We start from the raw sequence: 13963 nt of genomic DNA, 5'->3' as shown, positions 1-13963 counted from the left end.
GACATGGCCAACATTGTTGCGGTGGCCGGCACGTCGCACAGCCCCGTGCTCGCCATGGAACCGCAGAAGATGTGGAGCCTGCGCGCCGAACACGACAAGGACAACAAGGAGCTATACGACACCGACGGTGTGATCCGTCCGTACGGCGAACTCGCCGAGCGCGCGGGCGACCGCTACCTTGCCGAACTCGAGCCCGACGTCTGGGACCGGAAGTTCAACCAGGCACAGGCCGACATCAAACGGCTCGCCGAGGACTTGGTCTCACTCGAACTGGACGCGGTCGTCGTCGTCGGCGACGACCAGGACGAACTCTTCTCCCATCAGAACCTGCCCTCCATCGCCGTTTACCACGGCGAGGAGATGACCACCCACCACGCCATCGAGATGGGCCTCGGTCCCGAGATCGTCGAGGTCCAGCGCCTCCTCGGGATGGACGGAGCGAGCTACCCGGCTGACGCCAAGCTGGGCCGGCACATCATCGAGAGCCTGGTGGACCAGGGTTTCGACGTTTCCGCCAGTGACTCCACCGCACCGGACAGCGGTTTCGGGCATGCCTTCGCCTGGGTCGCGGGCAGACTCCTCAAGGGTCATACGGTCCCGTCCGTGCCGATCCTCCTCAACACGTATTTCAAGCCCAACCAGCCGACGCCCGCTCGGTGTTACGACCTCGGCGTGGCGCTGCGCCAGGCGGTCGAGTGCGCTCCCGGTGATGCCAGGGTGGGCGTCGTGGCCTCTGGTGGGCTCAGCCACTTCGTCGTGGACGCCGAACTGGACCGCACGCTCCTCGACGCCATGAGCGACCACGACGCCACCACGCTGCGCGGACTGCCCGCCCACAGGATGGACTCCGGCACGTCAGAGATCCGGAACTGGATCACCGCGGCGGGCGCGGGCGCCCACCTGGTGACCAAGTGGGTCGACTACCTGCCCGCCTACCGCACGCCCGCCGGCACCGGCATCGGCCTGGCCTTCGGACTGTGGGCATGAACGGCCACGCACATCCGGCCCCGGAGAGGGAAACGGGTCACGCGCACCCAGCCGTGGTGCGGGAAAAGGGCGAGGACGAAGCAGTCGTCCGGCTGGCCCGGCTGGATACGTGCGCCGTCTCCGACGCGCTGGACAAACTGGGCCTGCCCGGCGCGGCCCTGGGGCTGACCGCGTTGGCGGCGCCGCGACGGATCACCGGACGCGCGGTCACCGTAGACCTCGTCGAGCAGCGCTCCGAGGTGGCGGGTTCCGGCCGCCACCTCGGCACCGCGGCCGTTGACGCCTCGGGCCCCGGCGACGTCATCGTGGTGGCACATCAAGGAAGGACACACGCCGCCGGCTGGGGAGGTGTGCTCTCCACGGGCGCCCGGTGCAACGGCGTGGAGGGTGTCGTGGTCGACGGCGCCTGCCGCGACGTGGATGAGGCCTGCGAGCTGGACCTGCCCCTGTACGCAACGACGGGGGTTCCGATCACCGCCCGCGGCCGAGTGGTCGAGCGCGCCTGGAACGTCCCCGTCGACATCGTCGGGGTCCCCGTGGCCCCCGGCGACCTGGTCATCGCCGACGCGAGCGGCGTCGTGTTCGTACCGTCCGCCCACGCCGAGCGCGTGCTCGCCACCGCCGAAGCGATAGCGGCCACGGAACGGGCCATGGTCGAACGAGTGCGGGCCGGACACGCGATGGCCGATGTCATGTCCGCCGACTACGAAACCATGCTGGACAGGTGAGAAGCTCATGACGGATTCGGCACAGACCGCGGTGAAGGCCCTCCAGGGCCTCGGCACCAGCCACATCAGCGACGCCATGGACCGCCTCGGCATTGCCGGGCAGTGCCTGGGGATCATGCCGCTCGACCGCACGTTCCGCCTCGCCGGGCCGGCCTTCACGGTGCGGTACGTGTCGGTCGGCACCGACCCCGGCAGCGTCGGCGACTTCATCGACGACCTCGACCCCGGCACCGTCGTCGTCCTCGACAACGCCGGACGTCTGGACGCCACGGTCTGGGGCGATCTGCTGACCGCCACCGCCGCCCGGCGCGGTTTCGGCGGCACCGTCATCGACGGCGTGTGCCGCGACTCCGACCGTGCCCTGGAACTCGGCTACCCCGTCTACAGCCGGGGTCGCTGGATGCGCACCGGAAAGGACCGCGTCCGCGTCGACGGCTACCAGGTCCCGGTGACGGTCGGCGGTGTCCGGGTGGAACCAGGCGACCTGCTGCTCGGCGACGCCGACGGAGTGGTGGCTGTCCCTGCGTTGCGGGCCGACGAGGTGATTGCCGCAGCCGAGCAGATCCGGGATGCCGAGAACCGGATACGAGCAGACGTCGAACAGGGCGCGACTCTGGCGGCGGCACGCGCCGACGCGGGGTATCACACGCTGCAGACCCGCCGTCGCTCCAACGACTGAATACCCCTCGGTTTCCGCGGCCTTCGGAACCGGGACCTCGGACAGTGTTCCCTATACTGCCTGCAAGATTGGATTCAACCGTCAGGAGTGATCGCGTGGCTGACCCGAATCGGCGCACTCTGGTCAAAGAAGGTGCCAGCGCCGAGCGGACGGTGCGTGAACTGCGGAATCAGATCTTGCAGGGACGGCTCCTGCCCGGCGAACAGATCCGCCAGGAAGAGGTCGCGGAACAACTGCGGATCAGCCGGGTCCCGGTACGTGAGGCGCTGAGCGTCCTGGCCAGTGAAGGGCTGCTGACCCACCGCCCCCACCAGGGGTATTTCGTCACCAAGCGCTCTCCCGAGGAGCTCGCCCAGATCGGCCTCATGCTCGCTCTGCTCGAGGAGGAACTGGCCCGCACCATCGTGTGGCCCACCGCCGAGGTCGTCGTGGAACTGAGGTCGCTCAACGAGGACATGGCGCGGTTGGTGGACGCGTCCGAGTGGGTGGAGATGGTGGCCCTCAACCACGAGTTCCATCTGCGCATCTTCGGCCTCTCCTCACTGAAGCTCGTGCTCGACGAGGTGCGGCGGCTGTGGATGCTGGCCGACGCGTTCATCGCGATCGACTACGCGACGCGGGAGCGCAGAAGGCGGACGGTCGCGCAACATGAGCGCATCCTCAAGGCGCTGGCCGCCCGCAGCCGCACCCGTCTGCTCAAGAGCATCCGCGACCACCGCGACAGTACGAGCGTCGGAGCCCGGGCGAGCATGGCCCACCACAGCACCTGACCCATGCGCCCGGGGCGGCGTCCACATACGCACTTCCTGGGAAGGACGGCCACGATGCCGCAGCAGCAGGAGAAGGTCCTCGTCCTGGACGGGGCACGCACGCCCATCGGCAGCTTCGGAGGCGTGTTCGCGGACGTCCCAGCACACGAGCTCGGAGGCATCGCGGCGCGTGAGGCCCTGACCCGGGCGGGCGTGGCATCCGGCGACGTCGACGAGGTCGTCATGGGGTGCATCGGCCAGGTCGGGCCGGACGCCTACAACGCCCGCCGTGTCGCCCTGGCGGCCGGCCTGGACGCCGCCACCCCCGCGTACACGGTCAACCGGCTGTGCGGCAGCGGCCTGCAGGCGGTCTGGTCGGCTGCGATGCAGATGCGCTGGGGTGGCGTGGAGGTCGCGCTCGCCGGCGGCGACGAGAACATGAGCCGGATGCCGTTCTACGACTTCGGCGCCCGCTCCGGCTACCGGCTCGGCGACCGTACCCTCCACGACGGCACGGTGATGATGCTGACCGACCCGTTCCACGGCTTCCACATGGGTGTCACCGCGGAGAACGTCGCCGCCAAGTACGACGTCTCACGCCGGGAGCAGGACGAGTTCGCGGCCCTGTCCCAGCAGCGGGCGGCGTCCGAGGCGGCCCGGGTCGCCTTCGCGGAGGAGATCACGACCGTCGAGATCGGCGGACGTACCCCCCGCACGGTCGAGGTGGACGAGCACCCCCGGCCGGACACGACGGTGGACACGCTGGCCGGTCTGCGCCCGGCGTTCCAGCCGGGCGGCACGGTCACCGCCGGTAACTCCTCGGGCATCAACGACGGAGGTGCCGCCCTGGTGTTGGCCAGAGAGTCGGTGGCGACCGAGCGGGGCCTCCGCACGCTGGTGGAGTTGGAGGCGGTCGCGACCGCGGCGATGGAGCCGGAGCTGATGGGGTACGCGCCGGTGCTCGCGCTGCGGAAGCTGTTCGAGCAGACCGGCACCTCCCCCTCTGACATCGACACCGTCGAGCTGAACGAGGCCTTCGCCGCACAGGCGGTCGCCGTGATCCGGGACACGGGGCTCAGTCCGGAGAAGGTCAACCCGTACGGCGGAGCCATCGCCCTGGGCCACCCGGTCGGTGCCACCGGGGCGATGCTCACCCTTCGCGTGGCCAAGGACCTTGTCCGGCGCGACCTCGAACTTGGCGTCGTCACGATGTGTATCGGCGGCGGGCAGGCCCTCGCCGCCCTCTTCCGCCGCGTCTGAGCTACCGGCCGAACCCTTGAGGAAAGTGGGATCCCATGACGGACCTCATCCGCTACACCTGCGAGGAAGGCGTCGCCCGGATCGTCCTGGCCAGGCCGACCAAGGCGAACGCCATCGATCTGCCAACGGCCCACGCCCTCGGGGTGGCAGTCGACCGGGCCGCGCAGTCCGACGTGCGTGCGGTCGTCGTACTCGCCGAGGGCAAACGGTTCTGCGCCGGGGGCGACGTGGCGGCGATGGCCGCCGCGCCGGACCGTGCGGCGTACGTGGAACAGTTGGCCATGACGGTCGACGACGTTTTCCAACGCCTGGCCGGGCTTTCGAAGCCAGTTGTCGCCGCGGTACGGGGAGCCGTGGCGGGCGCGGGTCTGGCGCTGATGCTGAGCTGTGACGTGATCGTGTCGGCCGCATCCACGAAGTTCCTCCCGGCCTACGCGGACGTGGGGTTGACGCCCGACTGCGGAGTGTCCTATCTCCTGCCACGAGCGATAGGACAACAACGCGCACTCGAACTGGTCTTGACCGGCCGCGTGCTCTCCGCGGAGGAAGCCAGGGAGTGGGGGATGGTCACCGAAGTCGTGGAGGACGCATTCGCCGACGCGCGGGCCGTGAGGCTCGGCGAGCGGCTCGCGGCGGGACCGGCCCACGCCCTGGGAGAGACCAAGAGACTCCTGCGCTCCGGGCAGCTGACCCGAGAGCAGACGGGCCGGGAGGAAGCGCGCGTGATCGCCGAGGCGATGGGCCGGGCTGAGGCCACGGCACTCGTCGAGTCCTTTCTGTCTCGGGGCAGCGAGGGCACGAAGAGAACGTCGGAGGCCGCCCAGCAAGGCGAGGGCTAGTTCCTCCGCCCATTGCGGGCGTCACCCGCCGGACCCCGCCGGAAGCCCAGCATGCCTTGTCAGGAAAGCCTCGTGTCACTGACCCTCTTCACGCGTCAAGGGACGCCCAAGCTTGTCGACGCCTGCACCTACCCCCTGACCCGACGCGGCTGCGTCAGCCGCGTCGGCACAGACGTCCTCCTTGTCACACCCGCCGGCATTGAGGTCCGTGAGACCTACGGCACCACGGCCACCGAACTGGCCCAGCGGCTCTGACACCAGGGCCTGACACCGTCACCTCCACAGCACATGCGCTGTGACGACTGACGGTGAATCTGATGGAGGCAAGCACCATGACGAACGCAGCGCCACAGCAGCGCCGTCGGATGACGCCGGTACGCAAAGCCGAGATCTACGAAGTGGTACTCGGTCTCCTCAAGGACGTCGGCTACGAAGCCCTGACCGTGGAGGTACGCATGGACGAAGCGCGCGAAATGAACCTTCTACAGAATGGTGTTCCGTAACTGGCAGCAATTTGATCGACGTTGAGGAGTAGGCAGGGAAGGCGCAGGCAGAAACGAGGTCAGCGCACGACGAGGAGCTGGGCGGACATGTTGCAAAGCCCGTTCGGCAGGATTCGCCTACGCATGCGGGGCCACGCGCAGCTTCGCGTCCAACCGTCTCCGCGCGGCGGCTCGCGCAACATCGCAGCCGGGCTCCGCGAAATGTCCCGGCAGAATCAGATCGATCAGGGCGATCCCTGCCAGTGCTGCTCGGGTGTCGCCTTCATTCGGGAAACAGACATGCCACTTTCGCCCCTTTATGCGCGAATGGGAAAGTCGCTCATCGGCTCCCTGGCGGAGCGAATGTTCTGCATGAGATTCTCGCAGGTGTGATCAAGGAACACATAGGGGCAAATGTCACCGGAAGACCGTGCCTGCCCCTGCACCCTCCCCCGATTCCGCCTGTCCGTGCTGGGCCTGCCCGCCTGCGCGGGCGACCTCGCTGCCGCGGAAGCGTTCCGACCTCGCCATGGGTCCAGGGCCGCCGGGGGCGGGTCCAGCGGGGCTGATGCCCGGGGTCGAGATGGGCGCCGTCGGCTGGGGGAGCCGCCGGCCGGGGCCCGTGGTGGACGAGCCCTCGGCGGCGAAGGCGAGGGGGATCGCGCCGACTGTGCAGAACACAGCCGCCAGACCGACGGCCAGGCTATGCGGGGCGTGCGTCTCACACCCGGTATCGGGGCGGTGTGTGTGGGGGGCAAAGGACATGCACATCGGCAAGTGACATCTCCGCCCGCGCTAGGGACATTTGCCTCTATGCGTCCCTTGGCGACGACTGCGAGAATTTCGCCATGGCTGGCCGTCCTCTTGGGACGTTCAACGGCCCCGAAGCGGGGCTTCCGACTTGCACAGAAACGGATTCATATGCGCAGCAAGAGAAACCCTGTTGGTTCGCAGGCCATGAAGAGAGGACTCGCGATGGTGGTGATGTCAGGAGCTTTGGTGGTCTTGGCCGCGTTGCCCGCATCCGCGGTCCAGAAGGTCACGGGCGGCCCTGCCCCCTACAAGACTGAGGCTGCGCAACTCGCTAAGGCGGAATGTAAGAAGAGGGGCGGAACCCCCACTGGTACCTATTGGTACTGGTATGACGAGAGCAACTGGTATGCCTACGTGGAGTGCGCGGGCATTTAGGAAACAGACCCGCACTCCCGAGCCGCCGAAAAACGGCATGGGATGCCTGACGAACCGCGAAGTCGCCTGGTGACCGATGATCTACGCCGAGGTCATCCGCCGCGACCAGCACGAGCACACCAGACCCGTGACCAGCAACTTCACGATGCACAGTGCTCAGTGCGCCGCCGTGACCGCGTAGGGCACGCCCTGATGACGTCGCTGTAGCGGCAGGGATGCGGTCCTCGCCCCTCGGTCGCCGCGGTGGAGCTGCTCCACCGCGGCGACCGGCGGACCCTTGGCGCGTTGGTGAAGCACAACGCCCAGAGGTACAGCCGTTCCTTACGGACGATCAGCCACACTTCCTTGGTGGGCTACATCGGGCCGAGCCGGGGGTCCGTCACAACTGCGGTCGACGACCGGTCGGCTGGGGCTCGGTGGTCCTGGCCAGCCGGGGACACGCTGGAATCGACGTCAGGGGTATCCACGTGCCCCAGCCAGTGGAGAATGGCTTGGTATCGGGACCGTACGCCGAGTTTCCCGTAGATACGGCTCAGATAGTTCCTGACTGTCTTCTCCGACAAGTACATCTCCTGTGCCACCTCTGACAGCGAACGGCCGGCGGCAGTCAGTGTCATGATCCGCTGTTCCTGGGGCGACAGACGGATCCTCACGGCGGCGGAGCAGGACGCGGTCGGCCAGTTCACGTAGCCGGGAGAGCCCGGCGGGAGGATCTCCAGTTTCTCGGCCATCGCCCGTGTGACCGCCCTGGCCTGTTCGGTGGCGACCGCGAGGGTAGTGAGCACCCGGCTGTTCTCGAACGTGCCGACGTCCAACACGTGGTAGCCGAGGGCATTCAGCAGCCGGGACACCTCCGCCTTGGCGTCCACGTCGTCGCCCGCGACGGGCAGGATGCTGCGGTCGAGGACACCCAGCCGGGGGCCGGGGCGCAGACGGCGGAAGTCGATGTCGCTGAACACCTTCACCACGGAGGACCCGACCAGGTGCCGCTGGACCAGGCGACTGGGCGTCATCCCGCCCGAGTCCAGCACGGCGATCGGGCCGTGCCGCTCCGGGTGGTAGTTCATGAGGTCGATGACGGTTCTTCCCGCCAACTCCGTGGCGGGAAGCCGGTCATAGGCGTTCAGGGGGATGGCCACCGCGACCAGGTCGCCCGCCTGGGCGGCCTCGGGCGGTGTGGCCGCGCGAGCTCGTGGGCCGAGTTCGGCGACCAGGGCGGCGAGGGACTCGGGTCCGCGCGAGTTGCTGAGTACGACATTCAGGCCGGAGGCGACGGCGAGACGGGCCAGCGCGTTGCCGACCATTCCGCAGCCGATGAGTCCGAGGGTGGGGGGCTGGATCATGGTGCCGGATCTCCAGTTCAGCGGACAGCCTGGACCTCAAGCCATCGGTTTAGACGTCGTCTCATTTGGAGTGCTGGGTAGTCTGCACGATGTGGTGATGGTCGAGCGCATGGTGCCGGACGAGTTGTGGGAACTGTTCCAGTGGGTGGTCCCGCCTGCTCCATCGCGGCCGCAGGGCGGCGGTCGGCGGCGGTACGGGGATCGTGAGGTGCTGGCCGCGATCATCTTCGTGGCCACGACGGGTTGCACCTGGCGGCAGTTGCCGCCGGTCTTCGGCCCCTCGGGGCCGACCGCGCACCGGCGCTTCACCGAGTGGACCGCCGCCCGGGTCTGGGCGAAGCTGCACCGCGTCATCCTCGACGAACTGGGCTCGCGCGGAGAGTTGGACTGGTCACGTTGCGCGATCGACTCGGTGAACATGCGGGCCCTGAAAGGGGGGACCTGACAGGTCCGAATCCTGTAGACCGGGGCAAGAAGGGCTCGAAGGTCCACTTGATCACCGAGCGGACCGGTTTACCCCTCTCGGTCGGGATCTCCGGCGCGAACCTGCATGACAGCCAGGCACTCGAGCCGCTGGTGCGCGGCATCCCGCCGATCCGCTCCCGCCGCGGCCCGCGCAGACGCCGGCCGGCCAAGCTGCACGCGGACAAAGGCTACGACTACGACCACCTGCGCCGATGGCTACGCAAGCGAGGTATCCGGCACCGCATCGCCCGCAAGGGCATCGAGTCCTCCACGCGACTCGGCCGACACCGTTGGACTATCGAGCGCACGATGTCATGGCTGGGCGGCTGCCGCCGTCTGCACCGCCGCTACGAACGCAAGGCCGAACACTTCCTGGCCTTCACCGCCATTGCCTGCAGCCTCATCTGCTACCGCAGACTCGCCAAATGAGACGACGTCTTAAAAAGGTCTACGTCGAGTGCTTCCGTCGGCGAATCCGCGAGCTGCGCGCGCATCGGCGACCCCGAGGGCGGTTCCCCTAAAAGGTCCTAACAGAAGCCGTTGATCATGTGATTTTCGGCGCGGGTGGTCGTTGGTCTGGCCGTGGGGAAACGTCAGTCGCGGCCGTGGATCGTGTCGGATGAACTGTGGTCGCTGATCGAGCCGTTGCTGCCCGGGCCGGGGCCGAAGCTGGTGGAGAGCCGGCCGCGGGTGCCGGACCGGCAAGCGTTGTGCGGGATTCTGTTCGTGCTGCATACCGGCATCCAGTGGGAGTATCTGCCGCAGGAGCTGGGCTGCGGGTCGGGGATGACGTGCTGGCGGCGGCTGGCCGCGTGGAACGAGGCCGGCGTGTGGGACGGACTCTACCTGGTGCTGCTGAAGAAGCTGCGGGTGGCGAAGAAGCTGGACTGGTCGCGGGCGGTGATCGACTCCTCCCACGTCAGGGCGGCCCGGCGCGGCCCAAAAGCGGGCCCAGCCCGGTCGACCGCGCACGGCCGGGCAGCAAGCACCACGTCCTCACCGACGGCCAGGGCATCCCGCTCGCAGTCTTGCTGACCGGCGGAAACCGCAACGACGTCACCCAGTTGCTGCCCCTGCTGGACAAGGTTCCGGCCGTGGCCGGACTCGTCGGCCGGCCCAGACGCCGACCCGACGCGCTCCTCGCGGACCGCGGCTACGACCACGACAAGTACCGGTGCCTGCTGTGGCAACGCGGCATCCGCCCTGTCATCGCCGAACGAGGCCAGCCACACGGCTCCGGCCTCGGCACCTTCCGCTACGTCGTCGAGCGCACGATCTCCTGGCTGCACGGCTTCCGCCGACTGCGCATCCGCTGGGAACGACGCGACGACATCCACGAAGCCTTCCTCGGCCTCGCCACCTGCCTGATCACTCACCGCCACGTCCAACGCCTTGTTAGGACCGCTTAGTCCTGACCAACCCGGTGTCGTACGCCGTGATCACGGCTTGGATGCGGTCGCGCGCCCCGATCTTGGCGAGGACCCGCCCGACGTGCTTCTTGACCGTGGACTCGGTGAGGACGAGTCGTTACGATCGCCGGGTCGCCGAGGAGGGCCGCGGCGATACCGAGCCGCTGGCCCATGCCGAGCGAAAAGGCACCCACGCGCTTGCCGGCCACGCTGGTCAGCCCCGCCAGCTCGATGACCTCCTCCACCCGGCGGCGCGGAATGCCGTGGGTGTTCGCGAGCGCCATCAGGTGGTTCAACGCGGTACGCCCCGGGTGTACGGACTTGGCCTCCAGCAGCGTGCCGATCTCCTGCAACGGCGCGGCGAGCTTGGCGTAGGAGTGCCCGTTCACGGCGACCGAGCCCTTGGTGGGGGAGTCCAGGCCGACGATCATGCGCATGGTCGTGGACTTGCCCGCGCCGTTGGGCCCCAGGAAGCCGGTCACCTCACCTGGCTTGACGGTGAAGCTGAGGTTGTCGACGACCGTCTTGTCCCCGTATCGCTTTGTCAGCTCACGCGCTTCGATCATGGGAGTGGGCCTTTCCTACCTCGAAATCGGCCGCGGCCGCACCGCGGTGTCTGCATTCGAAGCTAGGAGCGCGGCAGGCCTGATCCTTGGGACCCCGGGGGAATCTTCGGAGGGCGAGTGGTACCGCGGTACCACTCGCCCTCTCGCACCCGGCGGCTTACTGATGGAGGTATCGGTTCGAACCCTGACACATCAGCGGGCATACCCATGAATGGAGTTGGTGGCGGGCTTTGGGGGGTGTTGTCGCTTCGGGGGCGCGCACTCGTGACCGGCCTCGGTGACGACCTCCTCGCCGGTATCACAGAGGCCATCCACGAGGCTGTGCTGAAAGTCCCGGCCTCGGCCTGGACGCCCGCGCTCGAGCCGGACGGCGAGATCCGCGAGGTGCCCGAGTGGCCGAGCTCGCCGGGGACGTCCTGGACGGCCGGCCCAAGGGGATACGGATGATTGTCCGCAAGGAACGGCCGCATCCTGGCGCGCAGTTGCGATTCACCGACGCCTACGGAATGCGGCTGACCTGCTTGGCCACCAACACCCAGCACACACCGATCGCCGAGCTGGAGCTGTGGCACCGCCAGAGTGCCCGAGTCGAGGACCGCATCCGCGCCGCCCGTGACACCGGCCTGCGCAACCTAATGGGGCATGAAGCGGTGGCCTGCCCGCGCGCAACGAAGCGCCCCGTCTACCAGGTCTGGCTGGAGATCGTCCAGATCGCGCTCGACCTGCTGGCCTGGATGCCCATGCGATTCGCATCGGCGTCGAGACGATCGGCGACCGCGTCGTCCTGGAAGTCGCCGACCAGGGGCCCTGGATTCACCGCCGAACAAAGTAGCCGCATCTTCGAAGGCTTCTACCGTGCCGACACCTCCCGCAACCGCGCTACAGGCGGTCCGGGCCAGGCCTCGCCATCGTCCACTCCCTCGTCACCACCCACGTGGGGCTGCCAGGGTCGTAGGACCCGCAATCCCGCAGTGCTGGAACGGCGCAGGTGGCAGGGGGTGCTGGGCCTGTGATGAGTGGTGACGGATCGGCTTGCGGCCGGGGCCGGGGCGGCTCCGGCACACTGGCCGCACGCGTCACGAATCTTGACACCGGTCCCTTTTGGCCCCAACAGTGTGGGGCAATTAAGCAACGGCCCTTACAAACGCTTGCTCTGGAACGCGAGACGGTGAACGGGCCATGGCAGGAAGAGGACTCCTTCCATGCTTCTCAGACGTCGATTTTGTAGAGCCGGCGCGCAGGTCACCGCGTTGGCAGTGGCCGCTGCGGGCGGTCTGGCGGTGCTGGCGACGCCGGCGGTTGCCGCGGACACGGTGATCGGGGTGACGCTGACGACCGCGGACCTGAGCCAGGCGCTGACTCCGCAGCCGGGCATCACCCTCGGTCCGGTCTCCTCCGGGGCCGTGAACCTGATGGTGGACAACACCAAGACTCTGCAGACCATCGACGGTTTCGGTGCCTCCTTCACCGACACCTCGACCTACCTGCTGCAGAACAAGCTCAGCGCGGCCACCCGCGACCGCGTGATGCGCGACCTGTTCAGCAGGGGCTCCGGCATCGGCCTGTCCCTGATGCGGGTGCCGATGGGGTCGTCCGACTACACCGCGACCCCGCCCGGCAACCCCGGTACGTACTCGTACGACGACAACGGCGGCGTCGCCGACCCCACCCTGGCCAACTTCTCCACCGCGCACGACGACGTGTACGTCATCCCGGTCATCAAGCAGGCCCAGGCGCTCAACCCGGCGATGAAGCTCTTCACCAACAACTGGAGCCCGCCGGCGTGGATGAAGACGACCAACACCATGCTGGGCATCAACAACGGCACCCTGCGCTCCGACATGTACGGCCCGCTGGCGCAGTACTACGTGAAGTTTCTCCAGGAGTACAAGGCCAAGGGTGTCAATGTCTGGGGCGTCACCCCGCAGAACGAGCCCACCATCTCACCGTCCACCTACTCGGCGATGCTGTGGCCCGCGAGCAACGAGGCGACCTTCATCGCCGACAACCTGGCTCCGGCGCTGCGGCAGGCCGGCCTGGGGGACACGAAGATCCTGGGCGGTGACGCCGACCATGTGGATCTCAACTATGCCAACACGTTGCTGAACAACCAGGCGGCACGCGACGCGATGTACGGCACCGCGTGGCACTGCTACCAGGACGACCTCGGCCGGATGACCACCATCCACAACACCGCCCCGGACAAGAGGATCTATGAAAGCGAGTGCTCCACCGGGCCCGGCATCGCTCCGATGAACGCCGCCCAACTCGCCCTGGAGTCCACCTATAACTGGGCCAACGGCGCCCTGCTGTGGAACCTCGCCCTGGACACCGATGGCGGGCCCAAGATGGGCGTCGGCTGTACCAACTGCACCGGGCTGGTCACCATCGACCAGGCGACGGGCAAGGCCACGTACACCGACAACTACTATCAGCTCGGCCAGTTCTCCAAGTTCGTCGTCCCCGGTGCGACCCGCATCGGCTACAGCGACGGCGGCGGCATCTGGGCCCAGGCCTACAAGAACCCCGACGGCGGCGAGGTGCTGGTGGCGTACAACAACAACTCCTCCGCCACCACCTTCACCACCACCTGGAACGGCGCCGGTTCCTTCTCCTACACACTCCCCTCGCACGCCACGATCACCTTCACCAAGAACGCCCAGAACGCCACCGCGCAGATCGTCGGCCAGGGCTCGAACCGGTGTCTCGACGACCGCGGGAACCCGGCCAACGGGGTGCAGCAGTACATCTGGGACTGCGGCTCCGGCAGCACCCCCCAGCAGTACCTGTACTCCGGAAGCAGGGAGTTGCAGATCGCGGGCAAGTGCCTGGGCGCCTCGGGCAACGGCACCACGAACGGTACGAAGGTCATCACCTGGGACTGCAATGGTGGCGCCAGTCAGAAGTGGACGTTCCATGCCAACGGCGATGTCACGAACGACCTTTCCGGGCTCTGCCTCGACGTCACAGGCATGGGAACGGCAAACGGATCGCCGGTGCAACTGTGGAGCTGCACCGGAAACCCGAACCAGAAGTGGAGTGTCTCCAGCGGCGGATGACCCGGGCCTTGCGTGCTTACCACCGGTGGCGCACTCCAACGTGCGCCACTGCGGCGTCCTGACCGCCGCAGGCGGAGCATGCGCCCGCATCCGACAGCCAGAAGGGGCATCCGCCGGGGCGAACGCCCGGCCAAGACTCCCTGCCGGACGAAGAACCTGCCGCGCGCACTCCCTCGTCGGCAACGGCGAAGCGGCACAAGCCCTTCGGT

At 67.9% G+C, this 13963-nt stretch carries 12 protein-coding genes and 3 pseudogenes; 12 read left to right on the top strand and 3 right to left on the bottom strand.

What is annotated here, in order from left to right; genetic code table 11:
- The first annotated feature begins 3 nt into the window (after nucleotides 1-3).
- The 8 genes from SGFS_RS10635 (at nucleotide 4) to SGFS_RS10600 (ending at nucleotide 5745) form a co-directional block, all read left to right on the top strand.
- A complete protein-coding gene (locus tag SGFS_RS10635; RefSeq protein WP_286249553.1) occupies nucleotides 4-987 on the top strand; it encodes a DODA-type extradiol aromatic ring-opening family dioxygenase in 984 nt (327 codons plus the stop codon).
- A gap of 56 nt (nucleotides 988-1043) precedes the next feature.
- Nucleotides 1044-1715 carry an RraA family protein gene (locus SGFS_RS10630; protein ID WP_286249552.1) on the top strand — a complete coding sequence of 224 codons (672 nt, stop codon included), beginning with the start codon at nucleotides 1044-1046 and terminating at the stop codon, nucleotides 1713-1715.
- Nucleotides 1716-1722: 7 nt separating this feature from the next.
- On the top strand, nucleotides 1723-2394 hold the full coding sequence (locus tag SGFS_RS10625) for an RraA family protein (RefSeq protein WP_286249551.1): 672 nt from the start codon (nucleotides 1723-1725) through the stop codon (nucleotides 2392-2394).
- Nucleotides 2395-2489: 95 nt separating this feature from the next.
- Nucleotides 2490-3164 carry a GntR family transcriptional regulator gene (locus SGFS_RS10620; RefSeq protein WP_286249550.1) on the top strand — a complete coding sequence of 225 codons (675 nt, stop codon included), beginning with the start codon at nucleotides 2490-2492 and terminating at the stop codon, nucleotides 3162-3164.
- A 54-nt stretch (nucleotides 3165-3218) separates the two neighbouring features.
- Complete coding sequence (locus SGFS_RS10615; RefSeq protein ID WP_286249549.1) at nucleotides 3219-4403, top strand: thiolase family protein; 1185 nt, start codon at nucleotides 3219-3221, stop codon at nucleotides 4401-4403.
- A 35-nt stretch (nucleotides 4404-4438) separates the two neighbouring features.
- Nucleotides 4439-5242: an enoyl-CoA hydratase/isomerase family protein gene (locus SGFS_RS10610; RefSeq protein ID WP_286249548.1), complete on the top strand. Its 804-nt coding sequence runs from the start codon at nucleotides 4439-4441 to the stop codon at nucleotides 5240-5242.
- A gap of 72 nt (nucleotides 5243-5314) precedes the next feature.
- Nucleotides 5315-5497 (top strand): hypothetical protein, encoded by a 183-nt coding sequence (locus SGFS_RS10605; RefSeq protein WP_286249547.1) that lies wholly within the window; start codon nucleotides 5315-5317, stop codon nucleotides 5495-5497.
- Between the two features lie 62 nt (nucleotides 5498-5559).
- Nucleotides 5560-5745: a hypothetical protein gene (locus SGFS_RS10600; protein WP_286249546.1), complete on the top strand. Its 186-nt coding sequence runs from the start codon at nucleotides 5560-5562 to the stop codon at nucleotides 5743-5745.
- A 1520-nt stretch (nucleotides 5746-7265) separates the two neighbouring features.
- Here the strand turns inward: SGFS_RS10600 and SGFS_RS10595 are convergent.
- Nucleotides 7266-8255: an NAD(P)-binding domain-containing protein gene (locus tag SGFS_RS10595; protein WP_286249545.1), complete on the bottom strand. Its 990-nt coding sequence runs from the start codon at nucleotides 8253-8255 to the stop codon at nucleotides 7266-7268.
- A gap of 97 nt (nucleotides 8256-8352) precedes the next feature.
- Here SGFS_RS10595 and SGFS_RS10590 point away from each other — a divergent pair.
- A protein-coding gene (locus SGFS_RS10590; RefSeq protein ID WP_434025902.1) for an IS5 family transposase occupies nucleotides 8353-9149 on the top strand; the annotation gives its coding sequence in 2 pieces (ribosomal slippage) (nucleotides 8353-8688 and nucleotides 8691-9149; 795 coding nt in all).
- Between the two features lie 153 nt (nucleotides 9150-9302).
- Nucleotides 9303-10129 (top strand): IS5 family transposase gene (locus SGFS_RS10585; RefSeq protein WP_434026738.1). Its coding sequence is split into 2 segments (ribosomal slippage): nucleotides 9303-9663 and nucleotides 9663-10129, totalling 828 coding nucleotides; the frame shifts between segments, so codons are not numbered across the junction.
- Here SGFS_RS10585 and SGFS_RS10580 read toward each other — a convergent pair.
- Together SGFS_RS10580 and SGFS_RS10575 are read right to left on the bottom strand one after the other, a co-directional pair.
- Nucleotides 10116-10247 (bottom strand): annotated as a pseudogene (locus SGFS_RS10580) (LuxR C-terminal-related transcriptional regulator); the annotation flags it as partial. The gene SGFS_RS10585 and the pseudogene SGFS_RS10580 overlap by 14 nt on opposite strands.
- 1 nt (nucleotide 10248) lies before the next feature.
- Nucleotides 10249-10695: pseudogene (locus tag SGFS_RS10575) on the bottom strand (ABC transporter ATP-binding protein); the annotation flags it as partial.
- A gap of 240 nt (nucleotides 10696-10935) precedes the next feature.
- Here SGFS_RS10575 and SGFS_RS10570 point away from each other — a divergent pair.
- Together SGFS_RS10570 and SGFS_RS10565 are read left to right on the top strand one after the other, a co-directional pair.
- Nucleotides 10936-11438: pseudogene (locus SGFS_RS10570) on the top strand (IS1380 family transposase); the annotation flags it as partial.
- Nucleotides 11439-11897: 459 nt separating this feature from the next.
- Complete coding sequence (locus SGFS_RS10565; protein WP_286249544.1) at nucleotides 11898-13754, top strand: ricin-type beta-trefoil lectin domain protein; 1857 nt, start codon at nucleotides 11898-11900, stop codon at nucleotides 13752-13754.
- The last annotated feature ends 209 nt before the right edge of the window (nucleotides 13755-13963 follow it).

Source organism: Streptomyces graminofaciens (assembly GCF_030294945.1).
GTDB lineage: Bacteria > Actinomycetota > Actinomycetes > Streptomycetales > Streptomycetaceae > Streptomyces > Streptomyces graminofaciens.
The sequence above is the reverse complement of the archived record's forward strand: the minus strand, read 5'-3'. Positions and strand labels throughout refer to the sequence as shown.

What these genes read in the sequence shown, in the direction of transcription:
- SGFS_RS10635 (WP_286249553.1), top strand. Translation starts at nt 4, where the DNA reads ATGGCCAACATTGTTGCGGTGGCCGGCACGTCGCACAGCCCCGTGCTC.
- SGFS_RS10625 (WP_286249551.1), top strand. Translation starts at nt 1,723, where the DNA reads ATGACGGATTCGGCACAGACCGCGGTGAAGGCCCTCCAGGGCCTCGGC.
- SGFS_RS10615 (WP_286249549.1), top strand. Translation starts at nt 3,219, where the DNA reads ATGCCGCAGCAGCAGGAGAAGGTCCTCGTCCTGGACGGGGCACGCACG.
- SGFS_RS10610 (WP_286249548.1), top strand. Translation starts at nt 4,439, where the DNA reads ATGACGGACCTCATCCGCTACACCTGCGAGGAAGGCGTCGCCCGGATC.
- SGFS_RS10600 (WP_286249546.1), top strand. Translation starts at nt 5,560, where the DNA reads ATGGAGGCAAGCACCATGACGAACGCAGCGCCACAGCAGCGCCGTCGG.
- SGFS_RS10595 (WP_286249545.1), bottom strand. Translation starts at nt 8,255, where the DNA reads ATGATCCAGCCCCCCACCCTCGGACTCATCGGCTGCGGAATGGTCGGC.
- SGFS_RS10565 (WP_286249544.1), top strand. Translation starts at nt 11,898, where the DNA reads ATGCTTCTCAGACGTCGATTTTGTAGAGCCGGCGCGCAGGTCACCGCG.